At 40.2% G+C, this 25538-nt stretch carries 21 protein-coding genes and 1 tRNA gene; 6 read left to right on the top strand and 16 right to left on the bottom strand.

The annotated features are described in order from the left end of the window. Positions 1 to 476: 476 nt before the first annotated feature. The 4 genes from glnA to hflX form a co-directional block, all read right to left on the bottom strand. A complete protein-coding gene (gene glnA, locus FS608_RS09555) occupies positions 477 to 1811 on the bottom strand; it encodes a type I glutamate--ammonia ligase (protein ID WP_144549333.1) in 1335 nt (444 codons plus the stop codon). A 37-nt stretch (positions 1812 to 1848) separates the two neighbouring features. Next, on the bottom strand, positions 1849 to 2253 hold the full coding sequence (locus FS608_RS09550) for a MerR family transcriptional regulator (protein WP_144549331.1): 405 nt from the start codon (positions 2251 to 2253) through the stop codon (positions 1849 to 1851). Positions 2254 to 2386: 133 nt separating this feature from the next. After that, positions 2387 to 3658, bottom strand: a complete 1272-nt coding sequence (locus tag FS608_RS09545) for a methionine gamma-lyase family protein (protein ID WP_144549329.1) — start codon at positions 3656 to 3658, stop codon at positions 2387 to 2389. 11 nt (positions 3659 to 3669) lie between these two features. Beyond that, entirely contained in the window at positions 3670 to 4932 is a 1263-nt protein-coding gene (hflX, locus tag FS608_RS09540) for a GTPase HflX (protein WP_144549326.1), read from the bottom strand. Positions 4933 to 5124: 192 nt separating this feature from the next. On the opposite strand from hflX, the gene FS608_RS09535 reads away from it, so the two are divergent. Further along, positions 5125 to 5730: a trimeric intracellular cation channel family protein gene (locus tag FS608_RS09535; RefSeq protein WP_144549324.1), complete on the top strand. Its 606-nt coding sequence runs from the start codon at positions 5125 to 5127 to the stop codon at positions 5728 to 5730. Between the two features lie 55 nt (positions 5731 to 5785). Here FS608_RS09535 and spoVK read toward each other — a convergent pair whose 3' ends face one another. The 3 genes from spoVK to miaA all read right to left on the bottom strand — a co-directional run bounded on the left by spoVK (position 5786) and on the right by miaA (position 8147). After that, on the bottom strand, positions 5786 to 6733 hold the full coding sequence (gene spoVK / locus FS608_RS09530; protein ID WP_144549322.1) for a stage V sporulation protein K: 948 nt from the start codon (positions 6731 to 6733) through the stop codon (positions 5786 to 5788). A 200-nt stretch (positions 6734 to 6933) separates the two neighbouring features. Continuing rightward, positions 6934 to 7164 (bottom strand): RNA chaperone Hfq, encoded by a 231-nt coding sequence (gene hfq / locus FS608_RS09525; RefSeq protein ID WP_026566590.1) that lies wholly within the window; start codon positions 7162 to 7164, stop codon positions 6934 to 6936. Between the two features lie 26 nt (positions 7165 to 7190). After that, on the bottom strand, positions 7191 to 8147 hold the full coding sequence (gene miaA / locus FS608_RS09520) for a tRNA (adenosine(37)-N6)-dimethylallyltransferase MiaA (protein ID WP_144549414.1): 957 nt from the start codon (positions 8145 to 8147) through the stop codon (positions 7191 to 7193). 307 nt (positions 8148 to 8454) lie between these two features. On the opposite strand from miaA, the gene mreBH reads away from it, so the two are divergent. Next, entirely contained in the window at positions 8455 to 9462 is a 1008-nt protein-coding gene (gene mreBH, locus FS608_RS09515; protein ID WP_144549320.1) for a rod-share determining protein MreBH, read from the top strand. 305 nt (positions 9463 to 9767) lie between these two features. Next, positions 9768 to 9989 carry a hypothetical protein gene (locus tag FS608_RS09510; RefSeq protein WP_144549318.1) on the top strand — a complete coding sequence of 74 codons (222 nt, stop codon included), beginning with the start codon at positions 9768 to 9770 and terminating at the stop codon, positions 9987 to 9989. A 94-nt stretch (positions 9990 to 10083) separates the two neighbouring features. On the opposite strand, the gene mutL is transcribed toward FS608_RS09510, so the two are convergent. Continuing rightward, positions 10084 to 12015 (bottom strand): DNA mismatch repair endonuclease MutL, encoded by a 1932-nt coding sequence (gene mutL, locus FS608_RS09505; protein WP_144549316.1) that lies wholly within the window; start codon positions 12013 to 12015, stop codon positions 10084 to 10086. Positions 12016 to 12028: 13 nt separating this feature from the next. Next, positions 12029 to 14629, bottom strand: coding sequence for a DNA mismatch repair protein MutS (mutS, locus tag FS608_RS09500; protein WP_186328659.1), 2601 nt, complete (start codon positions 14627 to 14629; stop codon positions 12029 to 12031). A gap of 200 nt (positions 14630 to 14829) precedes the next feature. On the opposite strand from mutS, the gene FS608_RS09495 reads away from it, so the two are divergent. The 3 genes from FS608_RS09495 (at position 14830) to FS608_RS09485 (ending at position 16505) form a co-directional block, all read left to right on the top strand. Further along, the gene (locus FS608_RS09495; RefSeq protein WP_144549314.1) at positions 14830 to 15570 is read left to right on the top strand and encodes a YwaF family protein; all 741 of its coding nucleotides are present in this window, start codon (positions 14830 to 14832) and stop codon (positions 15568 to 15570) included. Positions 15571 to 15639: 69 nt separating this feature from the next. Further along, a tRNA-Arg gene (locus FS608_RS09490) sits at positions 15640 to 15713 on the top strand. Positions 15714 to 16196: 483 nt separating this feature from the next. Then, positions 16197 to 16505 carry a DUF3870 domain-containing protein gene (locus FS608_RS09485; protein WP_144549311.1) on the top strand — a complete coding sequence of 103 codons (309 nt, stop codon included), beginning with the start codon at positions 16197 to 16199 and terminating at the stop codon, positions 16503 to 16505. 100 nt (positions 16506 to 16605) lie between these two features. Here FS608_RS09485 and FS608_RS09480 read toward each other — a convergent pair whose 3' ends face one another. From FS608_RS09480 to FS608_RS09450, 7 genes are all read right to left on the bottom strand, one after another. Beyond that, positions 16606 to 17817 (bottom strand): acyl-CoA dehydrogenase family protein, encoded by a 1212-nt coding sequence (locus FS608_RS09480; protein WP_144549309.1) that lies wholly within the window; start codon positions 17815 to 17817, stop codon positions 16606 to 16608. Further along, entirely contained in the window at positions 17814 to 19028 is a 1215-nt protein-coding gene (locus FS608_RS09475; protein ID WP_144549307.1) for a CaiB/BaiF CoA transferase family protein, read from the bottom strand. Before FS608_RS09475 ends, FS608_RS09480 begins: the two co-directional genes overlap by 4 nt. Before the next feature lie 53 nt (positions 19029 to 19081). Continuing rightward, on the bottom strand, positions 19082 to 21100 hold the full coding sequence (locus FS608_RS09470) for an oxidoreductase (RefSeq protein ID WP_144549305.1): 2019 nt from the start codon (positions 21098 to 21100) through the stop codon (positions 19082 to 19084). 71 nt (positions 21101 to 21171) lie between these two features. Then, the gene (gene glaH / locus FS608_RS09465; protein WP_144549302.1) at positions 21172 to 22110 is read right to left on the bottom strand and encodes a glutarate dioxygenase GlaH; all 939 of its coding nucleotides are present in this window, start codon (positions 22108 to 22110) and stop codon (positions 21172 to 21174) included. 305 nt (positions 22111 to 22415) lie between these two features. After that, positions 22416 to 22760, bottom strand: coding sequence for a DUF3870 domain-containing protein (locus FS608_RS09460; protein ID WP_144549300.1), 345 nt, complete (start codon positions 22758 to 22760; stop codon positions 22416 to 22418). A gap of 27 nt (positions 22761 to 22787) precedes the next feature. Then, positions 22788 to 24002, bottom strand: coding sequence for an L-2-hydroxyglutarate oxidase (gene lhgO / locus FS608_RS09455; RefSeq protein WP_144549410.1), 1215 nt, complete (start codon positions 24000 to 24002; stop codon positions 22788 to 22790). A 50-nt stretch (positions 24003 to 24052) separates the two neighbouring features. Further along, positions 24053 to 25495, bottom strand: a complete 1443-nt coding sequence (locus FS608_RS09450) for an aldehyde dehydrogenase family protein (RefSeq protein ID WP_144549298.1) — start codon at positions 25493 to 25495, stop codon at positions 24053 to 24055. Positions 25496 to 25538: the final 43 nt, after the last annotated feature.

Raw genomic sequence — 25538 nt, 5'->3', positions numbered from 1 at the left:
ATATATGAGAAGCAGAACGAAGATAATTGTGAATTTTTCAAGAAATAAGGAAGTTTTTTTGGCATGTGTGGGGATTGACTACTGTAGTTTGATGTATTGATTAAATATAATTTACCGTTTGGGCTCTTTTTTGCTTCTCTCCGGATAAGAGCGGTTCATAAAGCCCGATTAGTGTGATCCGTAATGGTTTAGGTTGATAAGTGTGGTTTATGTTACTTTTACAAAACAAACGGACGTAATTTACTCCCGGTAAATGTAGTCCTCTTTCATTTACCGCTTAGGCTTTTTTTCCTCCTTCCGGTAAATGCAGCCCTCTTTCATTTAACGCTAGCCTGCTTTTTTCCTCTTCCCAGTAAATCCAGTCCTCTTTCATTTACCGTCCTGCCTCTTTTTTGTCCTCTCGGTAATTCCCCCCTTTTAGTTCCCCACAAACCAACAAAAAACCCTGTCGCTACAAGCAACAGGGTTTAATGATATTAATACATGCTCATATATTGATCGCGTTCCCATTGGTGAACGACTGTACGGAACATATCCCACTCGATTTCTTTTGCTTCAACAAAGTGTTCCATAATGTGCTCGCCTAGACCCGCCACGATTACTTCATCAGCTTTTAATTGATCTAATGCTTGCGCTAATGTAGCAGGAAGATCGATGATGCCTTCTTCGATTCTCTCTTCTTTGCTCATTACATAGATGTTTCTATCAACTGGTGCTGGAGGAGTTAATTGGTTTTTAATTCCGTCTAAGCCAGCTTTCAGAAGGACAGCCATTGCAAGGTATGGATTTGCTGCAGGGTCCACGCTACGTACTTCAACACGTGTACTTAATCCACGAGAAGCAGGGATACGAATTAATGGTGAACGGTTTCTTGCTGACCAAGCTACATAGCATGGTGCTTCATAGCCAGGAACTAGACGCTTATAAGAGTTTACAGTTGGGTTAGTTACCGCTGTAAAGGCTGGAGCGTGCTTTAAAATTCCTGCGATAAATTGACGAGCTGCATCGCTCATTTCTAAGTCGCCGTTTGGCTGATAGAATGCATTTTCTCCATTTTTAAATAATGAAAGGTTCATGTGCATTCCAGATCCATTTACTCCGTATAATGGTTTTGGCATGAATGTTGCGTGCAAGCCATGTTTACGAGCAATGGTTTTAACAACTAATTTAAACGTTTGGATTTGGTCACATGCTGTTAATGCATCTGCATATTTAAAATCAATTTCGTGCTGACCTGGTGCTACTTCGTGGTGAGAAGCTTCAATTTCAAAGCCCATTTCTTCTAACTCAAGAACGATATCACGACGGCAGTTTTCACCTAAATCTGTTGGTGCTAAGTCAAAATAACCGCCTTGGTCATTTAATTCTAAACTTGGTTCGCCTTTTTCATCTAATTTGAATAAGAAGAATTCCGGCTCAGGTCCAAGATTAAAGTTAGTGAAACCTAACTCTTCCATTTCTTTCAATACTCTTCTTAAGTTATTACGAGGATCCCCTTCAAATGGTTTTCCTTCTGGAGTATAAATATCACAAATTAAGCGGGCAACTTTCCCTTTTTCAGCTGTCCAAGGGAATACTACCCATGTATTAAGGTCTGGATAAAGCAGCATATCAGACTCTTCAATACGTACGAAACCTTCGATGGAAGATCCGTCAAACATCATTTTGTTATCAAGTGCTTTTTCTAGTTGAGAAATTGGAATCTCTACGTTTTTAATGGTTCCAAGGATGTCGGTGAATTGTAAACGAATAAATTTTACGTTTTCCTCAACAGCTAATCTTTTAATATCTTCTCTTGAATACTTTGCCATGTTCTTACCCCCTATTTTTTGAGAAGATGCTTCCAATTTAATGGAAGAATCTTGACATATCTCCTTGACGTAATGACGATCGGTTGTTACGGCCTGAATGCATCATTTCGTTACGCAACAGCTTTCTAAGTTGTTCATCTGTTAATTCGCGTTTGGACTTCTCTGTTTGTTGTTCGATAATATTAGATTGTTGTTGTTCTTTAACTAGGAATAATTGTTTTATACCAGCCATGTTCACACCTTGATCAATCAAATCCTTAATTTCTAGAAGCCTATCAATATCATTTAAGCAATATAGGCGTCTATTCCCTTCGGTTCTAGCTGGAGAAATCAATTGGTGTTCTTCGTAGTATCGAATTTGCCTGGCTGTAAGTTCCGTTAACTGCATGACCGTTCCGATCGGGAACAGCGGCATGGAACGGCGAATTTCTTTTCCACTCACCTAATTACTCCTCCCTTCGGGTTTGTTTATAATGCTATTATATTTCGTGTTAGAAAAGTTGTCAATGATATGTTAGATTTTCTTACATGGAATTTACTTAATAAATGGACAACTCAAAAAATACTTACAATCACTAAAACAGGTCCATTAATCCTTTTTCAGTCAAACGGTCGATCGCGAGGCACACAGCCATTTTCACATGGGCATATGTTAAACCACCTTGTACATAGGCTACATATGGCGGTCTAATCGGTCCGTCTGCAGTGAGTTCAATACTTGCTCCCTGGATAAAGGTGCCAGCAGCCATAATCACGTCGTCCTCATACCCTGGCATATAGCTCGCATGTGGAGTAACGTATGAATTTATAGGCGAAGCAAATTGAATGGCTTGACAAAAAGCTATCATTTTATCACGGTCATCGAACTGTACAGATTGAATTAAGTCGGTTCTGTTAGCATTCCATTTGGGCGAGGAATTCATGCCTAATTTCTCCAGCATTGCTGCCGTAAACACTGCACCTTTTAAGGCTTGGCCCACCACATGCGGGGCCAGAAAAAAGCCTTGATACATTTCTTGAAGACTATAGAGGGATGCACCAGCTTCCGCCCCAATCCCAGGTGATGTCATCCGATAAGAACAAGCTTCCACCCATTGTTTTTTCCCAACAATATAGCCGCCAGTTTTCACTATTCCCCCACCAGGATTTTTGATCAGCGAGCCAGCCATTAAGTCCGCGCCGACATGACATGGCTCCATCTCTTCTACAAATTCACCGTAGCAGTTATCCACGAATACAACGACATCTGGCTTAATTTCTTTCACATACTTAATCATTTCGCCAATTTCATCAACCGTAAAAGAAGGTCTTGTGTCATAACCTTTGGACCGTTGAATCCCAATCATCTTTGTATTCGGTTTTATTTTTTCAGATACTTGATCCCAGTTAATTTGCCCCTCATTTGTCAGGGCCACGCTTTCATAAGAGATGCCAAATTCCTTTAAAGAACCAACCCCATTCCCACGAAGTCCAACGATTTCTTCCAAGGTATCATACGGTTTGCCCGTAATATAAAGGAGTTCATCACCAGGGCGAAGAACACCAAATAAAGCGATGGAAATGGCATGGGTACCGGAAATGATTTGCGGGCGAACCAATCCTGCTTCACCGCCAAAGACATCTGCATAAACATTTTCTAGTGTATCTCTGCCGATATCATCGTAGCCGTATCCAGTTGATGGGATAAAATGCGAGTCACTGACCCTATGTTTTTGAAAACTCTGTAAAACCCTAAATTGATTAGTTTCGATTCTTTCGTCGATTTCCTTATGTATCCCAGCGATTTGTTGTTCGACTTCCCAAACGATCGGCCGGAGTTTTTCCCCATTCTTTAACTGTTGAAACATGCATGAATCTCCTATCTACTTTTATAATTCTGTAATTGGCCTGTAATTTGATGATCTTGCAGCGAAAACCCTTTACAGCGATACAATTGGCTTTCTTCATCAAAGGAAAGGCCTCTTAAAATGGTTTCATTTTTTAATTGAGAAAGCAGTTTCCCCTCGGTAGAAGGAACAGCTACCTCATAAGGGACCATCAATTCCATCACAACTTGCTCTATTTTTTCTTTTAACGAATGGCGGTCATTTTCATCAAAAGCACTGATAAATGCTGTCGGTGTATCCGCAGTTGGGACAAAATCGGCATGCTGAATATCCCTCTTATTATATACCGTTATTTGCGGGATATCTTTCACTTCCAAGTCATCTAACAGCTTTTTAACCGTTTTTTCATGATGGAAATAATCCGGATTGGACATATCTACCACATGAAGTAGTAGATCCGCTTCCTTTACTTCCTCGAGGGTGGACCTGAAGGCAGCAATCAGCGTTGTCGGTAAATCTTGAATAAAGCCTACTGTATCTGTAATCAAAGCAAAGAAACCACTAGGCAGGATCAGTTTGCGTGTCATTGGATCAAGGGTAGCAAACAATTGATTTTCCTCATAGGACTCGGCTTCGGATAAACGATTAAACAAGGTTGATTTACCAGCGTTGGTATACCCAACAATCGCCACCTGAAAGGCCTTATTTTTCTTCCTTCTTTCTCGGTACCGATCCCTATGCTGAACGATGACAGACAGCTGACCTTTTATTTCATCAATACGTCGGCGGATGTGACGGCGGTCTGATTCTAACTTCGTTTCACCAGGCCCTCTTGTACCAATTCCACCACCAAGACGAGATAATGCAATCCCTTGACCAGCAAGGCGAGGCAGTATATACTGCATCTGGGCTAGTTCTACTTGTAGTTTCCCCTCTTTGGATCTTGCTCTTTGCGCAAAAATATCTAAAATTAGCTGGGTACGGTCAATTACCCGGGCATTAAGTTCAGTCGCAAGATTTCTCTTTTGACTTGGCGAGAGTTCATCATTAAAGATGACGATATCAGGCTCAAGTTCTTCTACGAGTGCATTTAGTTCTTCGACTTTCCCTTTACCTATGTATGTCGCTGGATGACGGCGCTCTCGTTTTTGAACGACAGATACCAACACTTCACCCTGAGCGGTTTCAGTTAATGCCTCTAACTCCTCCATCGAATAGTGAAAACGTAAGTCATCGTCCCCGCTGGTTTGGCAGCCAACCAGGATTACTTTCTCTTTCGTTTCTTTCTGTTCCAAAAGGCATCCTTCCTTCCTAAACATCTACCTTCCATCATAACAAAAAAAAGTTATAATCTCTATTTTCTCCAATTCTAAAAAAACTTATTGTATTTTTTCTACAACATGATAAAATTTTAATGTTTGAAATCCGTTACATTTTTACTATATTAATAGTGTAATAAAAAAATAGACATCAAGGGGATAGCAAAAATGACATGGGATGTTTTAAGTATGATTGGAACCATTGCCTTCGCTGTCAGTGGAGCGATTGTGGCGATGGAGGAAGAATATGATATTTTCGGGGTTTATATTTTAGGAATTGTTACTGCTTTTGGAGGAGGAGCGATACGAAATCTGTTAATCGGCGTACCGGTATCTGCACTTTGGGACCAAGGATTATTATTTCAAATTGCCTTGTTATCCATTACTGCTGTATTTTTATTTCCAGGCAATCTTCTCAAACACTGGCAAAAATGGGGGAACTTATTTGATGCGATCGGCCTTTCAGCTTTTGCGATCCAAGGTGCCATTTATGGCGTAGACATGGACCGCCCGCTTAGTGCCGTTATTGTTGCTGCAGTCTTAACTGGAATTGGCGGCGGAATCATTCGTGATTTATTAGCAGGAAGAAAACCTATCGTACTTAGGGCGGAAATTTATGCGCTATGGGCCATTTTAACAGGTATATTTATCGGGCTGGGTTTGGCTAAACAGCCGTGGGAGTTATATTCCTTATTCATTCTTGTAACCGTATTAAGAGTCCTTTCCTATACTTTTGATTGGAAACTTCCCATTCGGAAGTTTGAAGCAAATTAGAAGGATAATCCCAAAAGAAACGACAGATTCCCAAGAATCTGCCGTTTTTTTGTATTTAATCTTCTTCAAACACAAGATCATTGCTTCGAAGTGTCATTAATTCATGCCGGTCATAACTATTTAACATAAGCAGCCTCATCGCCTGAGCACGAATTGATTTTTCAATAATATTCCGAACATACCTGCCGTTTGAAAAACTATTTGGGCTTAATACTGCTTTCACCCAAATTAAATGTTCTTTAAGCTTTTTTTCCGCTTCATGACTGAATGCGTATTCTCTTTCAATAAGCATTCTCGCTGAAATTTCCATTAATTGCTCGATATTGTAATCAGGAAAATCTATCACTAACGGAAAGCGTGAATGCAGCCCAGGATTAAGGGTTAAGAAATGATCCATCTCCCGAGAATATCCAGCAAGGATTAAAATAAACTCATGCTGTTTATCCTCCATATGCTTAACAAGGGTATCTATGGCTTCTTTGCCAAAATCCTTTTCTCCCCCGCGGCCCAATGAGTATGCCTCATCGATAAATAAGATTCCCCCTTGGGCCTTCTTGATTAAATCCCTTGTCTTTTGAGCGGTATGCCCAATATACTCTCCGACAAGGTCAGCACGCTCAGCCTCAATTAAATGACCTTTTGTTAATACACTCATTTTTTGAAAAAGCTTGCCAATAAGTCTTGCTACTGTTGTTTTTCCTGTACCTGGATTTCCTTTAAACATCATATGAAGGGCTTGTTTTTTTGCTTTCAAACCCATTTCTTCACGTTTTTTATTCACATAAATCCAAGCATAAATTTCCTTGATCATCTTTTTCATTTCTTCCATTCCAACCAAAGCCCCTAGCTCGTCTTCAATTTCTTTTAGAGCCGAGTGTTCAGGAGGAATATCCTTTGGAACCACTTGAAAGTCAGGTATCTCTTTTGAAATGGTTTTACTCTTTTGTGAGTTGAGGACAACACTTATTTGGCCGTTACTTTTCATTCGAATGGGTTGGTCCAAAGCTTTCACCTCTCATTTTCGCCAACAGTTTACAAAGGATGCTTGTTTATGGCCACTCAGAATTTATCCTCTAAATTCCGAACTCAAATTCACTCATGAGGAATGCATAGTCCTTCAACTAATATGTATTCATATACGTTGAATTTCATTAAAAAAGTTTTCTCAAAAATAAAAAAAAGCCCGTAGAATGGGCTTTATACTTATTGGTTATCTAATTCAAGATGAACGTTTCTTTGCGGCGCAAAGGTTGAGATCGCATGCTTATATACTAATTGCTGCTTGCCTTCTGATTCAAAAAGGACAGTAAAATTATCAAAGCCTTTAATTTGGCCTCTTAATTGGAATCCGTTTAATAAGAAGACGGTCACATGTATGTTATCTTTGCGGCACTGGTTTAAATATTGGTCCTGAATATTGATTGTTGTTTTCATTTGTATTTCCTCCTCTTTTATCTCTACTAATATGTATTCGATTTTACTTTAAGCTTTCCTTCAACACAATGTGAAATTTCCTTTATTTTTTTTGAGACATTCTCCACATCGGTCATATCGAACCAATTAACCTCCATCTTGTTCCGAAACCAAGTCAATTGTCTTTTCGCGTATCTTCTCGAATTTTGCTTTAAATTGACTATCGCTTCATCTAATGACATTTTATCATCAAAGTAAGCAAAAAGCTCTTTATAGCCAATCGCTTGGATGGATTGACAATCACGTAAACCCTGTTGATATAGATGTTTTACTTCGTCGATGAGCCCTTCCTCAACCATGATATCCACTCGGTAATTAATACGCTCATAAAGTTTCTCTCGTTCCATCGTTAACCCAATAATCGCTGTATCGTACAAAAGGTCTGGTTGCTGTGTACGTTGAAACTCTAGCATGGTCTTCCCTGTCAGATGGAAAATTTCAAGGGCACGAATAACCCTTCTTACATTATTCGGATGGATTTGTGAAGCACTTTCTGGGTCCACCTCCAATAATTCTTTATACAGAGCTTCATTTCCGATTTCCTTTACTCTTTCCTCCAGCTTGAGGCGATAGGCCTCATCACCGGGCACATCGGAAAATTGATAATCATAAATGACAGACTGTATATACAACCCTGTCCCACCAACAATGATTGGCAGCTTGCCTTTTTGGGCAATCTCATCAATCTTAGCCCGAACAAGGAGCTGAAATTCGGCAACCGAAAAATTTTCAGCAGGATCCTTAATATCAATTAAATGGTGCGGAATCCCTTCCATTTCTTCTGGTTTGATTTTCGCTGTACCAATATCCATGCCACGATAAATCTGCATCGAGTCGCCGCTGATAATCTCGCCATTATAGCGTTTAGCCATTTCGATACTTAACTTTGTTTTTCCGACAGCAGTTGGTCCGATGATTACTAATAGCTTTTGTTTTAAATCCAATATTTTCACACTGCCTTATCCCATTTTCAGTGAAAGCAGGCTTTCGATTCCACTTTCACCCCTTCATCGTAACATAAATTTAAAAAGCAGTTGAACATCAAACTAGTATATACATAAAAGTTCTTTTCTATGCCCCTAATCCACATGAATCAAAATTTTTCATTTTCATTACCAAAAAGGAATAATTTTCTTGTAACTTTACAAAAGGATAACGGTTCATTTACAAAGCGCTTTCCACCCCCAACTTTATGATAGACTACGCGTAGCATATCTAGTAACCAAAAATAATGAAATAAGGTGAAATAAGATGTTATCAACTTTTGATATAGGAATTGATTTAGGAACTGCAAATATACTAGTTTATAGTAAAAATAAAGGAATTGCGATAAATGAACCAGCTGTTGTGGCCATCGATACGGTCACCAAAAATGTGGTAGCTATTGGTCAAGAGGCTAAGGAAATGATTGGAAAGACCCCTGAAAAAATCGTGGCCATTCGTCCTATGAAAGATGGAGTTATAGCTGATTATGACGTAACGACTGAATTGCTAAAACACATCATGCGTAAGGCATCCAAAAAGATTGGATTTGCAGTTCGGAAACCAAATGTTGTCGTTAGTATCCCATCTGGTTCTACAAGTGTTGAGAGAAGAGCGATTAAGGATGCGGTAAAGCAAGCGGGAGCAAAGAAAATCAGCTTAATCGAAGAACCTGTCGCAGCGGCAATTGGAGCAGGATTACCAATCGATGAACCTGTAGCCAATGTAGTGGTCGATATTGGCGGCGGTAATACCGAAGTTGCCATAATATCCTTTGGCGGTGTCGTTTCCTGCCATTCCATAAAAATCGGTGGTGACCGCCTCGATGAAGATATTATTCAACATATTAGGAAAGAATATAATATCCTGATTGGAGAAAGAACAGCGGAAAACATCAAAATGGAAATTGGTTATGCTCTCATTGACCACGAGGAAATTTTCATGGATATCCGCGGCCGTGATCTTGTAACTGGGCTGCCAAAAACAATTAAACTATCATCCTACGAAATTCGTTTAGCAATTAAGGAACCACTTTTGCATATTTTAGAAGCGATTCGTGCAACCCTTGAAGATTGTCCAGCAGAATTAAGTGGAGACATCGTTGACCGTGGTGTTATTCTGACCGGCGGTGGAGCTTTATTAAATGGGATGGAGGCATGGCTAAGCCAAGAGATTGTCGTTCCTGTCCAGCTTGCACCAAACCCATTAGAATCGGTAGCAATTGGAACTGGAAAAGCCCTGCAGTACATGAACAAGCTCCCAGTTGCTGTGATATAAGATACTTTTGGTAGAAATTCTACCTAGATAACACTATATTGATAGAAGTTGAAAGAGCTGCAGAATACAACATTCTGCAGCTTTTTCTTTATTCTTGGACTTCTTTTTAATGTTTACTAGATTCAAGAGGGTCTTATATTCTGATACAGAAATCTCTTGTGCTGCATAATGTCTAAATTTGTCGAAAAATATTATTTCATTGTATCCGCTTCCACTTGTTAAAATCATTTTATCGTAAATATTTAAAATTTTTATTGTTTTTAAACTATTCTTTTTTTTTAATTGCAAAGGGGAGGCATTTATTTATGCAGCAGCTAAGAAAAGAGGAACAAAAGGAGAAGAAATTGACCGAAACTGTTCAATTAAGTATCGACGTTCCACAACATATTAGGGACAAGTTTCTGGAAGCAGTAGAAAAGAGCGGAAAGTCTATTAATGATGTTTTAAAGTTATATATGCAAAAATACACATGGAAACAGGGAGAACTGCAGAGAAATAGACAAAAACGCCGTCAAGAACTAGGCTGATGCTATGGAATTAACAAAGGGGAAAAACCTCACTCTATCAAGAGTGAGGTTTATTTACCCTTTTCATATGTTCTGGCTATCTATGTTTTGAAAATCACATCACCCGTTTAAACATTTTCTCCATCTCATATACCGAGTAATGCACAATAATCGGTCTTCCATGCGGACAAGTAAATGGATCGGATGCCTTCCGTAAATCATCTAAGAGTGCTTGGATCTCGTCATTTCGTAAATGGCGATTCGCTTTAATGGATGCCTTACAACTCATCATAATCGCTGCTTCTTCACGTAGTTTCTTAATATCTACCTTTTTCATTAATAATAGCTGCTCAATCATCTCTTCAATGATTTCTTTTTCCTCCCCTTTTGGAAACCACTGGGGGTGGGAACGGACAATATAGCTATTAATCCCGAACTCCTCAAGAAAAACCCCGACCTTTTCGAGTTCGTGTTGGTATTCATGTATTTTCAAGAATTCATCCGTCGAATACTCAAACGTTAATGGTACCAGCATTTCTTGTAACTCAGATTGGACCCGACCTACTTTTTCCCGGAAATATTCATATTTCAACCTCTCCTGGGCAGCATGCTGATCAATGATATAAAGTCCATTTTCATTCTGGGCAAAAATATAAGTCCCGTGCATTTGCCCAATTGGATATAACCGGGGAACTCTACTCTCGGACGGTCCAGGGCAATCTGTCTCGCTAGGCTCAATGGTGGATTCAACCCTTGTGGTGTTCCCTCCATCCGTCTTATCCGGCGACTCACTAAATGGATTAGCCGAGAACCAGGTGTCAGGCACCATTGTTTCTTCCTCTTCAATTTCGGGTTGAATCGGCAAGTTTGAAAAAGGTGTTTCTGTTGGCACATCAACTAGCGATGGACGTTTTTCTTGGACGATTGCCGTGGCTTCTGGCTGGAACCACTCCAACTCTTTCCTCTCGACAGGCGGTATGGTTCCTTCATCAAGGACCAAGGAAGTCTGTTCTTCCTTTGGCGTTTCCTTTTTCACCGCTGTATAAGCTGTCGGGATCAGGATTTTCGATTTAAATTCCTCTTTTATCATCATTGTGACAAGTTCATTCAACTCTGCTTCTTTACTAATCCGGACCTCCATTTTTGAAGGGTGAACATTGACATCCACAAGCAATGGGTCCATTTCAATATTCAGGAGAACAATTGGAAACCTGCCGATTGGAAGCAAGGTATGGTAGCCTTCTTGGATCGCCTTGGCTAATGGGTAGTTCTTGATAAAACGGCCATTAATCATCGTTGAAATATAATTTCGTGAAGCTCTGGTTACCTCAGGCATCGAAGCAAATCCGGTGATTTTATAATCGAGCGATGTGCCGGAGATGGGAACCAGCTGTTTGGCGATCCCAAGCCCGTAAATCGACGCCAGAACCTGACGAACATCTCCGTTCCCATTGGTTTGCAACAATTTCCTCTCATTATGGATGAGGCGGAAGGCCACCTCAGGATGGGAAAGGGCCAGTCGATTCACGACGTCTGTTATATTTCCAAGCTCGGTATGAATCGTCTTCATATATTTCAAGCGGGCAGGTGTATTGAAAAATAAATCGGTAATCGTAATATCGGTTCCACGTCTGCTCGATGCTTTCTCAAATATTTCAACTTTGCCGCCTTCGATGACCACTCGATTTCCTGCCCCTTCACCTGTAGAAGTTTTCATCTCAAGCCGTGAAACGGAGGCAACACTCGGAAGGGCCTCTCCCCGGAACCCGAGGGTCCGGATTCGGAACAAATCATTTTCATTCTTTATTTTGGAGGTAGCATGACGTTGAAAGGCGAGTAACACATCCTCTTCCTCGATCCCATTTCCATTGTCGGTAATGCGGATTTTAGCAAGTCCGGCTTCTTCTACCTCAATTTCAATCACCGTACTGCCAGCATCAATTGAATTTTCAACCAACTCTTTTACCACTGATGCAGGACGTTCTACTACCTCCCCCGCTGCGATTTTATTCGATAAGGCATCATCTAATTGAATAATTTTACCCATTCGAATTCACCCCCTACTTTAACTTTTTCTGGAGCTCATACAACATATTTATCGCTTGAAGTGGTGTTAAATCCAATATATCTAATTCCTTCATTTTATCGATCACACGTTTCTCTTTAGAAGATAATTCTTGCTTTTTCACATCTTTCGGTTCATCAAAGAACGAAAGTTGAGCAGGCTGTTCTTCTACGTTAACTACCTTCACTGCTTCCGTTTTTGGCTTGACCTCCTGGGTATCAGACTGCTCCAGTTCTGTTAATATTTCATTCGCACGGCTGATTAAGTCAGAAGGCAGTCCTGCCAGCTGAGCAACATGAATTCCGTAACTCTTGTCAGCCGGTCCTTCTTTTATTTTATGAAGAAAGACAACTTTTCCATTATGCTCAATCGCACTGACATGGATGTTTTTTAACTTAGTCAGTTCTTCCTCTAAGACCGTTAATTCATGATAATGGGTGGAAAAAAGAGTCTTTGCCCCAATATTGGTGTGAATGTATTCAATGATCGCTTGCGCAAGGGCCATCCCATCATAAGTCGAAGTCCCACGCCCGATTTCGTCAAAAAGGATTAAGCTGTTTTGTGTAGCATTTGAAATCGCATTTTTGGCTTCAAGCATTTCAACCATAAAGGTACTTTGTCCCGAGATTAAATCATCGGCTGCACCAATCCGGGTAAATACCTGGTCAAAAATTGGCAGGACCGCTTCGGAGGCTGGGACGTAACAGCCGATTTGCGCTAAGATCGCGACCAAAGCAACTTGACGCATGTAGGTACTTTTCCCTGACATATTCGGTCCCGTGATTAATAAGACTTCCCGGTCGCTGTCCATGTAGCAATCATTTGGCACGTATTCCTGGGCGTTCAGTACCTTTTCAACCACGGGATGACGGCCTTCCTTAACAACGACACGCCCCTCCATTGAAAACTGTGGTTTAACATAGTGGCGGTCTTCACTTACTTGAGCGAAGCACTGCAGGACATCCAGTTCGCTAATCGTTTTTGCTAATGCTTGTAAACGCGGAATTTGTTCTTTTACAATCTCGCGAATCTCCGCAAACAATTCATATTCCAGTTCACTGCTTTTTTCTTCTGCTTGTAAAATTAAAGCTTCTTTTTCTTTTAAATCAGGAGTAATAAACCGTTCCGCATTGGATAATGTTTGTTTCCGTTCGTACTGCCCTTCTTCTAACAAATGCAGATTTGCACGTGTAATCTCAATATAATAACCAAATACACGGTTGTAACCAACCTTTAGTGACTTAATGCCGGTCTTCTCCCGTTCTTCTCGTTCGAGCTGAGCAATCCACGTTTTCCCATTCCGGCTGGCATCACGGTACTGATCAAGCTGGGCATTGTACCCATCGCGAATCATATTGCCTTCTTTTAAGGAAAGCGGTGGATTTTCAACAATCGCCTGATCCAACAGATCTGTAATTTCTTCACATGGATCAAGCAGTCCGGCGATTTCGTTCACTTGTTCATTCTGCATGCCTTGCAAAATTTGTTGTAAATATGGAACCTGCATTAACGAACGCTTCAATTGGACCAAATCACGGGCATTGATATTACCAAAGGCTACCCTTCCTGCTAACCGTTCTAAATCATAAACTTCCTTTAGCTTTTCACGTAGTTCTTGACGCTCAAAATAATGCGACAATAAGACTTCCACAATCGCTTGGCGTGATTCAATGTCAGTTTGACTGATTAACGGCCGGTCGATCCAGTGCTTTAACATCCTTCCGCCCATGGCGGTCATCGTCTCATCCAAGAGCCATAATAAGGATCCTTTTTTTCCTTTGGAACGAATCGTTTCTGTTAATTCAAGATTACGCTTGGAATAGTAGTCAATTTTCATATATTGATGGATTTGATAGGTGGTGACTGGCTGTAGATGATCCAAACTTCTTTTTTGGGACCGGTATAAATAATGAAAAAGCCTCGCGATTGTTACCTTTAGTTTTTCTTGATTCAAATCTTTTAGCAGATGCGAAAAATTCATATCTATTGAACTATTATCTTCAAATGAAATCGCTAGAACGTCACGTTCACGAAGTTTCTTTTGCCATTCACCGTCAAAGCTACTGGCAACAACTACTTCCTTCGCACTTAGGACGGCTAACTCATTTAGGACCTCATCAAAATTTTTCGATAGCAGTGTGACTCGGCTTTCACCTGTTGAGATATCATTGTAGGCAAACCCAAAGGTTTCGTCATCAAAGCGGGTAATCGAGGCAATATAGTTATTTTCTTTATCCGTTAAACCCTTGCCCTCCATCACTGTTCCAGGTGTGATTAACTGAACAACTTCCCTTTTCACCATACCTTTGGTCAGCTTTGGGTCTTCAACCTGCTCACAAATGGCCACTTTATAGCCTTTTGAAATGAGCTGTTCAATATAGTTAGGTGCAGAATGATAAGGAACGCCACACATTGGAATCCTGTCATCTGTACCACCTTGTCTGCTTGTTAGAGTTATTTCTAATTCTTGTGATGCTTTGATGGCATCGTCGAAAAACATTTCATAAAAATCGCCTAAGCGAAAAAATAAAAAGGCATCTTGATAATCTGCCTTAACGGTTAAGTATTGTTGTATCATCGGCGTATATGCAGCCATAATGACCTCCACTAAAAAAGACTTTCGAGTATGTTCGACAAACTATTATACCATACTTCATACGGACTTTTTTAGGAAGAAAAATCCTAATTATAGAACGGAGTGAAATGGAAATATTTTATATTTCGGAAGAGGTGTAAAAGTAATTCCATCGAATATAATTTAGAAAGGGACAATTAGCCGAATTAGGTGGTGGGGTTATGGATGGGGTGTTTGGGCGCAGTTTCACAAACTATGATTTTGAAATGTTTTCAACCAGTCATTTTGTTATTATTGCCGTCTTAATCCTAGGTTCTATCTTTATTTATCTTAATAGAGATAAATTAAATTCTAGGCATAGAAGACGGACCGAAATCGGGATCGCTATCACTCTCATCATCATGGAATTGACCTATCATTTTTGGATGATAATAAATGGCAGTTGGAATGTCAGTCACGCTATTCCGTTGGAGTTATGCAGCATTAGTTTAATATTAACCGTCATTTTGTTGCTAACCACGAAAAAAATAGTCTATGAGATTTTACTTTTTATGGCATTATTAGGCGCATCGCAGGCATTATTCACTCCAGCTTTAAATTATGACTTCCCACATTTTCGGTTTTTCCATTTCTTCTATACACATCTGATGGAAATCTGGGTGCCACTATATTTTACATGGTCAAAGGGTTACCGGCCGACGATTTGGTCCGTATTAAAATTATGTCTCTTTTTAAATGTACTAATGCCGATTATCATGCTGATCAATAAACTGGTAGGCGGAAATTATATGTTCTTAAGTCATAAGCCTGACAGTGCAAGTTTATTAGATGTATTAGGACGCTATCCTTGGTACATTTTATCCTTGGAAGGTTTACTAATTGGATTAAGTTTAATCGTTTGGTTGATATTCCGCGAAAAGACTTCGAAAGAAACCGAAGTGGCCAGAGACCTGCCGTTTTAATAATATCAACTTTTTTGTTGACCTTTTTCCATTAACAAATTATAATAAATAACGTTCCTAATATGTAGTGTCTCGATAGCTCAGCAGGATAGAGCAACAGTTTCCTAAACTGTAGGTCGGAGGTTCGAATCCTCTTCGGGACGTTAAAGAAACCTTTATTATCAAGGGTTTCTTTTTTATTTTTTAGGCTTTGTTATAACTGAATATTGATTGCACTGTGCTTGAAAAATAAACGGTAAAATTCCGTTTAAATTGGGAAATACCCAAATTTCCTTAAAAATAAAGGAAGTTTTTCCGTTTATATTATTCAAATCTTTGGATTTTGTCTTATTTAGAGCAGTTAATCGGAATATCTCCGCTTATATCTGCTTCACAAGCTTCCTCTATATACATTAGCCGGAAATTCTCCGCCTATGAATTCTCATACCTACACGAAAATCAATAATGAATAAAAATAGAGCCTACACCTGTCATAATTCACTTCATCAAGATCCTTTCCTACTCTTACAATTCTTTCTACATTCACTACAAATCTTATATATTAAATGGAGTGCAGTAATTATCCTTACTATTTCTTCGATTTTATATTATTCTAAAAGTAAATCTTCATTTAGGAGAGTGTGCGAATGAATACCATTTTTATTGCTGGACATGCGAAATTACCTACAGGAATGGCAGCTAGAAGTATCTATGAAACACTGACTATTACGGCAGAAATTGATAAATATTATGGGGTAATTGTGGATGCCTCTTGTACGCTGGCAACTGAACATGGGAGAGATTATATTGCAAGACTGCTAAAAGGCCATAGTTTGAGAAATGGGATTGACATGCCTCTTGAAGCGTTAAAAGAGGGCTATTTAGGAAAAGCCAATCACGCGCTAATTGCTGCGTTAAAGGATTTATATAAACAATATGAATCACTAAATCAATAATTCGGTGACTTCAAGGGACATTTTCCCTGTTTAGCCAAAGCCAAAAATAGACTTCACCCATTAACAAGGGAAGTCTATTATACTTTCATGGCGAATTCCTTTACCTGTTCTTTACCGTTTCTTTTTCAAACGGCCACGCCGGCAGCATTTTATTTAACGTCTTATCTACTCGATATCCAAGAACGTATTCAGCCTGCATAATCGTATGAACTTCTCTCGTTCCTTCGTAAATAACAGGTGCTTTTGAGTTTCTTAAGAATCTTTCAACAGGGTATTCGCTTGAAAATCCGTAAGCCCCATGAATTTGAACAGCATCATCAGCTGCTTTGTTGGCAAAATCACAAGCCTGCCATTTGGCGAGTGATGTTTCTCTTGTGTTACGAACTCCCCTATTTTTAAGCTCACCTGCACGGTATACGAGTAAGCTGCTCATTTGTAATCCAGCTTCCATATTTGCAATCATTTGCTGGACAAGCTGGTGCCGGCCGATTTCTTTGCCAAATGTTTTACGCTCATGACAATACTTTACGCTTTCCTCCAAGCTCGCCATAATCAGGCCAACAGCTCCTGCTGCAACGGTAAAGCGGCCATTATCAAGTGCGGCCATAGCGATTTTAAACCCTTCTCCCTCTAAACCTAATAGGTTTTCCTTTGGAACCCTTACATGATCAAAGAATAACTCTCCTGTATTTCCAGAACGGATCCCCATTTTGCCTTTTATTGCTTTTGATGAGAAACCAGGCATAGTGCGCTCCACAATAAATGCGGAAATACCGTTGTGTTTTTTCGATTTATCCGTATAGGCGAACACAATAAAATGATCCGCTACATCACAAAGGGAAATCCACGTTTTCGAACCATTTAAAATATAGTCATCCCCATCTTTTACGGCCGTTGTCTGAAGGGCTGCCACGTCTGAACCTGCCCCTGGTTCCGTTAACCCGAAGGCACCGATTTTTTCACCTTTTGCCTGCGGAACGAGATATTTTTTTTTTTGTTCCTCATTACCCCATTGCAATAGTGTTAAACTGTTTAAGCCGATGTGAACAGATACTGCGGTACGGAAAGTAGTATCGCCTCTTTCCATTTCTTCACAAACAATGGCGAGTGAATTGTAATCCATGCCGCTTCCGCCATACTCTTCAGGAATACAAACACCCATAAGATCCAGCTCACTTAATCTTTTCCAAATAATCGGATCGAATTTCCCTTGCTCGTCCCATTCTTTCATATTTGGAATAATTTCTTTATCTACGAAACTTCTAACCATTTTTCTTAACATTACCTGTTCTTCGGAAAATTCAAAATTCATTTCGTATAGGCCTCCTGGTAAATTTGGATAATATTATTCTTTTTTAATTGTTCAATTTCCACGTGTGAATATCCCGCCTGCTGCAAGATTTCAACGGTATGTTCCCCAGCAATCGGGGGATGACGTTCAATTTTTGTCTTCGTTCTTGACAGTTTTATGGGCGAGCCGACTAGCTTGACTGAACCTGCTTCCGGGTGATCCACTTCTACGACCATTTCTCGGGCCAATACTTGTGGATGATTAAATACCTGATCCATCATCGCAATAGGACCGCACGGAATATTATGCTGCGAAAACAGCTCCATCCACTCATTGACTGGTTTGATTTGCAGCCGGTTTTCTAAAATGCCCGTGAGTTCAAGTTTATGTTTAACCCTTGCTTCATTGGTAAGGAACCGTTCATCTGCTGCAATTTCACTTATTCCCATTACTTCACAAAAGGTGGCAAACTGCCGGTTGTTACCAACTGCAATGATCATTTCTCCATCCATTGCCCTGAATGTTGAGTAAGGCACAATATTTGGATGCTCATTACCAAGTCGTCTTGGGATTGATCCAGATATAAGATAATTGCTTGCTACATTGGCGAGTGAGCTTACCGCCGTATCCATAAGCGACATATCTATTTTTTGCCCTTGTCCGGATTTCTCTCTTTCTAGTAATGCTGCTTCAATCGAAATGGCAGAATATAAACCTGTTAAAATATCAACCATTGCTACACCAATTTTCATTGGCCCACTTTCATCATTCCCGGTAATGCTCATCAGCCCGCTCATTCCCTGAATAATGTAATCATAGCCCGGCAAATGCCGATATGGTCCCGTTTCGCCAAAGCCGGTGATGGAGCAATATACCAGCCTCGGGTTGATCGCTTTCAAAGAGTCATAGTCCAAGTCCCAATTCTCCATCGAACCGGTTTTGAAGTTATTAATTACTACGTCCGCATCTTTAGCTAAAGTGCGAATGATTTCCCTTCCCTCTCCGGTTTTCAGATTTACGGTGATGCTGCGCTTATTACGGTTAGCGCATAAATAATAGGCACTTACACCATTTTGGAACGGCGGCCCCCAGCCCCGCGTTTCATCACTGCCTCCCGGAGCCTCCACTTTTATGACATCTGCTCCAAGGTCCCCAAGAATCATCGTACAGTATGGACCCGCCAGTACCCTCGATAAATCCAATACTTTTATACCTTCCAAAGCTCCTTTCAAAACCTCCCACCTCCTACTCATTCTTATTTGAAAAAACGTTGAAGGTCACACTATTATTTCGTTAGAAGCCCTTTTCTAGTTGAAATGGAAAGATTTCGATTGTCTTGGACTCCTAATCGCAAACTTATAGACATCCCCTCAAAAGTTGCCTCTTCTATTGTTCTCGGCGCCAAGCAATCACCGATTTGCCATACTTCAGGTGCTAATTTCTTCATTTGTTCATATAGTTCATTATTTGGTAAACGACCGTGCGAAAGAATAATAGAATCCCAATTTTCCATTGTCTCTTTTTCATATGAGAATAGATTTCTAATGACAACACGATTTCCGTTAATTTCTCCTAAATCATAGTGAGGTATTATTTTTACATTTAGTTGATAAAGCTTTTTTAAATATTCATTTCGTAAGTATTGAGGCACGCCTTCGCCCGCATACAGCCTTGCAGTAATAAGCGAGACAATATGCCCCTTTTCCGCCAAATCAATCGCCGCTTCCATAGCTGGCCAATCACCGGCAAAATCAACTACCAAAACATTTTTCCCAATTTGGTTATTCGGATGATGAAACACGTCTTCCACCGTCATGACACGATGATCATGAATCCCTGAAATATCGGGGATATACGGTCTTGATCCTGTAGCGCAGATAATGGCATCCGGTGAAATTTTGTTAATATCTTCTCGTTGTACAGCCTTACCAAGTGTAACTTTCACGTTACTAGTAGATATTTTCCGCATATAATTATCAAGCATCGATTCAGCAAGCTCATGTCTCATTGGCATCTTTTTTAATGTATGCAATAATCCACCGATTTTGTCCGCTTTATCGGCCAGAATAACATTATGGCCAAGTTCATCTAATGTCGCCGCTGCTTGCATGCCTGCTGGTCCAGCACCAATCACAAGAACTTTCTTCTTATCTCTAAGGCTTTCCTTAAGAGTGTGCACTTCATTTTCTCTGCCTGCTGAGGGATTTTGGACACAACCGATGGTTAAACCATTGTGATAATGCCCGATACAAGCCTGTAGGCAGCCTAAACAGGCATCAATTTGTTGAAGATTGCCTGACTTTGACTTGTTAGGCATGTAAGGATCTACAATTAATGCACGGGTCATGCCGACAACATCTGCTTTTCCAGTTGCCACAATCTTCTCCGCTTCTGCCGGATCTAAAATACGCGAGCCGACGAAAACCGGTACAGCACCAGCCATTCTAATTTTAAAAGAATAGGGTGTGTTATATCCATGCTTCATAGGAGATGGCGGCACAATGTGTGTGGATCCGGCAAATGTACTGGAATCTCCGGATGTGACATCAATAAAATCCACTCTTACTCTTTCAACTAAATATTCAACAATTTGTACGGCATCTTTTACGGTTGTTCCATCAATTGAAATTTCATCTGCACTCATACGGAGTCCAACCGTAAAGTCCTCCCCAACTTCCTGCCAGACTCGCTCCATCACTTCAACAATAAATCGCATTCTGTTTTCAAACGATCCCCCATATTCATCGGTACGAAGATTGGTCTGTTCCGACCAAAACTGTGCAGGCAAGTATCCGTGTGAGCAACAGATTTCTACACCATCCAGCCCGCCTTCCTTCGCCCATTTAGCCGAAAGGGCAAATCCTTCAATTACATCATTAATTTCCTCAATACTCATCGGTTTGGGCATCGTACTGAACCTGAGGCTTGGAACCGCTGACGGTGCCCAGGCCGCATTCCGGTACTCACTTGAAACGACTTCCCTGCCGCCATGGAATAATTGGGAAAATACTTTCGTTCCATATTTATGCACTTCATTGGCAAGCTCCTTGTAAGCAGGGACAATCTTTTTGTCATATCCAGCAATTGTTTTGGTTGTCAGCATCCCGGATGGATGTGCAGCGGCGGCTTCTAGTATAAGTAATCCGGCACCGCCCTTGGCGCGTTCTACATGATAGGCAGTCATATCCAATGTAGGGATTCCATTCTTAACATGATTGGTTTGATGTGCCGTACTTAGAATCCTATTTTTCAATTCTGTATGGCCAATTTCAACTGGACTAAATAAATGTTTAAACTGTGTCATTCATAATCACTCCAAGAAAAAGATAATTGGCCTTATGACATAAATCTGGTGGTGCTTGTCACTTAGGACAATTACTGATGAAAACGTCCTCGCTGACGTAGTAATTCGCGGTTCAAGTTGGGATTTACCTCAAAGGCTGCACGCCCATGTAACCAAAATATATTGTTAACAACTACTAAATCTCCGACTGGAAGTTTGAGTTCTGTAACACTTTCATCGGTTTCCATTGAATGTGAAAGGTCACGAAGGTATTTAGCTTCTTCAATGGTTTCAGGATAGACAAATTGGTCGATGAAGCATGCACCAGGCTTATTATTGTAGTTGAAGAAGGTTAAGCGCTGAATTTCCTGATTTACATTTTTACTAGATGGTGCTTTGTAAGTAAACTTATGGCTTGCCAATGGATGATTTGAAAACTTATCAAGGTCTTTCCAATCATCAAGGTGTAATAATCGAGATTCACCGCCGCGTGCATTTTCTTCTACTATTTTCATCATTAACAGCCAATCTGTCGGCTCATCTACAAATGTTCCATCCGTATGAAGTGTAAATAAGCGATAAGCTTGACGGAGATAGGAGTCACTGTTATCAGTATGCTTGACAGAAAAGCGTGCATAATATTTACCAGACATTGAATCAAAGTTTGATGAACCTAACAAATAAGAAATAGCAGTTGAGAAAATAACGTATTCATCTGTATCCTCCGTAACACCATCCAAACCAATCGTAAATCCGCCAGATTCACGGTCATGAACGATGTTTCGAAGTAAGTCGCAGAATTCTTCTCCAACATGATCTAATAGAATAGAAGAGACAATAAGACGAGAATAGGGTGTATATTCTAAATGCTGGACAGAATAATTTTCTGCTTTGACGGTATCCAAAAACCCTTGAATGGCCTTTTTTGAAAGCTGAATGTGGTATAAACGGTCTGTTTGCGGATGAACTTTCACTTCATACATGTTTGTTTTTGTTTCATATTTCCCTCTTTGTTTTTCTGCGATTACCATTTTTTATTCCTCCAGTTTTGTGTGAGATAGTTAAAATATGGAAATTAAGGAATATAAAAAGCCAGCTGCACAAAGTACCCAAAAAGAGTGGGACTCACTGTACAACTGGCTTTTATTCACTTCACAGCTCTATGGTTAATAGAGTCATAATGAATTAGCAGTTAATTGTTATTTATATTTCCTGTTTCCAAGTATTATAATCTATCCACGGATCTGAAAGGGTGTTATTCAGGAAGTGGAAGTATTAATAATATTTTGACTACTCTTAGTATAAATTGTATAGGATAGATTGTCAATTGATTATTTTAAATATTTTGAACCTTTTGCTTTTCTTCCGTTTTTATTTGATGGAAATGGAGGTTTAGATCCTTTAATGCCGCAACAAGAGCATTTGTCGCCTTGCCTCGGTAATAGGTTTCAATTTCTTCAATTACACCTTCCACTCCATCTTTTAGACTAACGCCCTTTAATATACGGCCAATAAAGTCGCTCCCATGTTCGGTTGCTAGAGTACAAGACGCCTCGACGATTACGCCATATTTACGATCGATTTCAGCTGTGATTGTTAACGTATCGAAGACACTTTTTGCTGCCATTCCTTGCGGCAGACGAGCGTGCCCTGCAATAAAAATAGTCTTTCCATTCAGCATAATAGGCCTACCTCTCCAAGGAATTATTTAAACTAGTATTGCTTCTTTTAAGTTTGTTTGTTCTGGTATTCTATTCACAACTTCTTTTCCGATTTCTATTGAAGCAGTTGCAGCAGGAGATGGAGCATTACATACATGGATCGTTCGTTTCCCTTGAATGATATGGAAGTCATCCACCATATTCCCATCGCTCTTTAATGCTTGAGCACGGACTCCAGCAGGAGCAGGGATTAAATCATCTTCTTGGATTTCCGGAATCAGTTCCTGAAGGCTCTTGGTAAATTGTTTCTTACTGAAGGAGCGAATATATTCATCAAGCCCCTCCTTCGCAAATTTCCCTGCCATTTTCCACAATCCAGGGAAGCTTAATGAATCTAGTAAATCCTTTGCATTAAAATCTGTCTTTTTGTATCCTTCACGTTTAAAGCTAAGCACAGCATTTGGTCCCGCATCGACTTCACCGCTGATCATTCGTGTAAAATGGACCCCCAGAAATGGGAACTTTGGATTTGGAACAGGATAAATTAAATTTTTTACTAGATAACGCTTTTCAGGTTTTAATTTGTAATACTCGCCTCTAAAAGGTAAAATCTTCATATCTGTTTTATATCCCGTTGCTAGTGCTACACGATCACTGTGAAGCCCAGCACAGTTAATGACCATTCCCGCATTTAATGTTCCGCGATTCGTTTCAATGATTACTTGATCCGATTCTTCTTGCATTTTCTCCACTTTTGTATTTAGACGAATCTCTCCGCCTCTCTCTTGGATAATTTCGGCGAACTTTTCACTTACTTGTCTATAATTTACGATGCCAGCCATCGGAACACGGATTGCTCCTAAACCATTAACATGTGGTTCTATTTCCTTTAATTCATCTGGTCCAATTCTATGAATGGCTAATACATTTTTCAGCCCTCGATTATATAAATTTTCAAGAAGCGGTAATTCCTCTTGTTTCGTAGCTACGATTACCTTTCCGCAAATATCATGGTCTATACCATGTGTTTGGCAGAATGCAGTCATAGATTTACTACCTTGGCGGGCAAAACGCGCTTTGAAACTACCGGGCTTATAATAAATGCCAGAATGAATCACACCGCTGTTATGCCCTGTTTGATGTTCCGCAACAACGGATTCCTTCTCAATGACGACTACCTTCGCATTAGGAAACCGCTCATAAATGGCCATCCCTGTTGATAGACCAACAATTCCTCCGCCCACTATTGCAAAATCATACATTGTCATTAGGACCCCTCTCCATTTTGATTTTCTTTGTTGAGTAGTAAGAATTACATTGGATCCATATAAACAGTCTTCACTTCTGTATAAAACTCAATAGCAGCTTTTCCTTGCTCACGACTGCCGGAACTAGAATTTTTACAACCGCCAAAAGGCATTTGTGGTTCTGCTCCCGAAGTTTCCGAGTTCACATGAACAAGTCCTACTTCCGCATCTTCAACGAAACGGCGGGCCAATGTTAAGTTGTTGGTGCAGATGGCTGCGCTAAGACCAAATTCAGTATCATTTGCCATTTCCACTGCTTCCTCGTAATCTTTGACTTTAAACAATGCAAGAACTGGACCGAAAATTTCCTCTCGGGCAATCCGAGCAGCTTTAGGCACGTTTTCAAAGATTGTTGGTTTTACATAAAAACCATTTTTTAATTCTTCATCTTCCGGGATCTCTCCACCGCAAAGCAGTGTTGCTTCTGATTTCCCCGTTTCTATCATTTCGAGCACCCCATCAAGCTGTACTTTTGATACTGCCGGCCCGATAACGGTTCCCTCGTGAAGCGGGTTACCAATTGTTAATTCCTTCGTACGCTTCACAAGCCTATCACGGAATGACTCGTAAATCCCTTCTTCGACAATCACACGACTCGTTGCTGTACATTTTTGACCGATAGATTTAAATGCTCCGCCTACAGCTATTTCAACCGCTCTTTCAAGATCTGCATCATTTAGAACAACTAGCGGATTCTTTCCTCCCATTTCCATCTGTACCTTTTTTCCGTGTTCTACAGCCTGTTTTTGAATCTGACGTCCTACTTGGTTCGAACCAGTGAAAGAAATGGCTTTTATATCTGGGTGGTTCACCAATTCATTCCCAATAACAGATCCTCTGCCAAATACACAATTAAGGACACCTGCTGGCAGACCAGCTTCATCAAAAGCTTTCATAACGTGATAGACAGATTTCGGTGTTAAATCAGCAGGCTTAATCACCACTGTATTTCCGTATATAAGTGCTGGTGCCATCTTCCATACTGGAATGGCAATGGGAAAATTCCATGGTGTAATTAACCCAATAGGACCTAGGGGTGTACGGGTAGTATACAAAAATGTTTTCTCACTCGCGGACGGAATGACATCTCCAAGTGGCTGCCGTGCTTCAGCTGCAAAATATTCGAGGATGCTTACCGCTCGATTAGCTTCCCCCATCCCTTCCGAAAACGCTTTTCCCTCTTCCTTAATTAGATCCCGTCCTATTTCCTCTATGTTTTCTTTCAAAATAGACGCAGCCTTTTGTAAATAAGCTGCCCTTTGTTGAATAGAGAGTTTTTTCCAAGCTGGAAAAGCATTTTTTGCAGCAGCTACCGCTTCGTGAACATCAGCTGCTGCACTGGATGGGAATTCCCCCAAGCCTTCTCCATTATGTGGACTAAGATTCTCTTTATATTCATTTGTAGTTGGTTCTTTCCATTGGCCGTTAATGTAATTCAAATGGCGCATCGATAAATCCTCCTAAACTCTCTATCAATCTCTCTTACTTTAA

The organism is Bacillus sp. X1(2014) (genome assembly GCF_007678255.1).
This window is presented reverse-complemented; position numbering and strand designations above follow the sequence as displayed.

Bases quoted from the DNA above. Each gene is read 5' to 3' on its own strand.
- mutS (WP_186328659.1), bottom strand. From the start codon at position 14,629: ATGGCTGCATATACGCCGATGATACAACAATACTTAACCGTTAAGGCA.
- mutL (WP_144549316.1), bottom strand. From the start codon at position 12,015: ATGGGTAAAATTATTCAATTAGATGATGCCTTATCGAATAAAATCGCA.
- FS608_RS09510 (WP_144549318.1), top strand. From the start codon at position 9,768: ATGCAGCAGCTAAGAAAAGAGGAACAAAAGGAGAAGAAATTGACCGAA.
- FS608_RS09535 (WP_144549324.1), top strand. From the start codon at position 5,125: ATGACATGGGATGTTTTAAGTATGATTGGAACCATTGCCTTCGCTGTC.
- hfq (WP_026566590.1), bottom strand. From the start codon at position 7,164: ATGAAAACAACAATCAATATTCAGGACCAATATTTAAACCAGTGCCGC.
- FS608_RS09480 (WP_144549309.1), bottom strand. From the start codon at position 17,817: ATGAATTTTGAATTTTCCGAAGAACAGGTAATGTTAAGAAAAATGGTT.
- glnA (WP_144549333.1), bottom strand. From the start codon at position 1,811: ATGGCAAAGTATTCAAGAGAAGATATTAAAAGATTAGCTGTTGAGGAA.
- FS608_RS09450 (WP_144549298.1), bottom strand. From the start codon at position 25,495: ATGCGCCATTTGAATTACATTAACGGCCAATGGAAAGAACCAACTACA.
- glaH (WP_144549302.1), bottom strand. From the start codon at position 22,110: ATGGTAATCGCAGAAAAACAAAGAGGGAAATATGAAACAAAAACAAAC.
- FS608_RS09545 (WP_144549329.1), bottom strand. From the start codon at position 3,658: ATGTTTCAACAGTTAAAGAATGGGGAAAAACTCCGGCCGATCGTTTGG.
- lhgO (WP_144549410.1), bottom strand. From the start codon at position 24,002: ATGTATGATTTTGCAATAGTGGGCGGAGGAATTGTTGGTCTATCAACA.
- mreBH (WP_144549320.1), top strand. From the start codon at position 8,455: ATGTTATCAACTTTTGATATAGGAATTGATTTAGGAACTGCAAATATA.
- FS608_RS09485 (WP_144549311.1), top strand. From the start codon at position 16,197: ATGAATACCATTTTTATTGCTGGACATGCGAAATTACCTACAGGAATG.
- FS608_RS09460 (WP_144549300.1), bottom strand. From the start codon at position 22,760: ATGCTGAATGGAAAGACTATTTTTATTGCAGGGCACGCTCGTCTGCCG.
- FS608_RS09495 (WP_144549314.1), top strand. From the start codon at position 14,830: ATGGATGGGGTGTTTGGGCGCAGTTTCACAAACTATGATTTTGAAATG.
- FS608_RS09470 (WP_144549305.1), bottom strand. From the start codon at position 21,100: ATGACACAGTTTAAACATTTATTTAGTCCAGTTGAAATTGGCCATACA.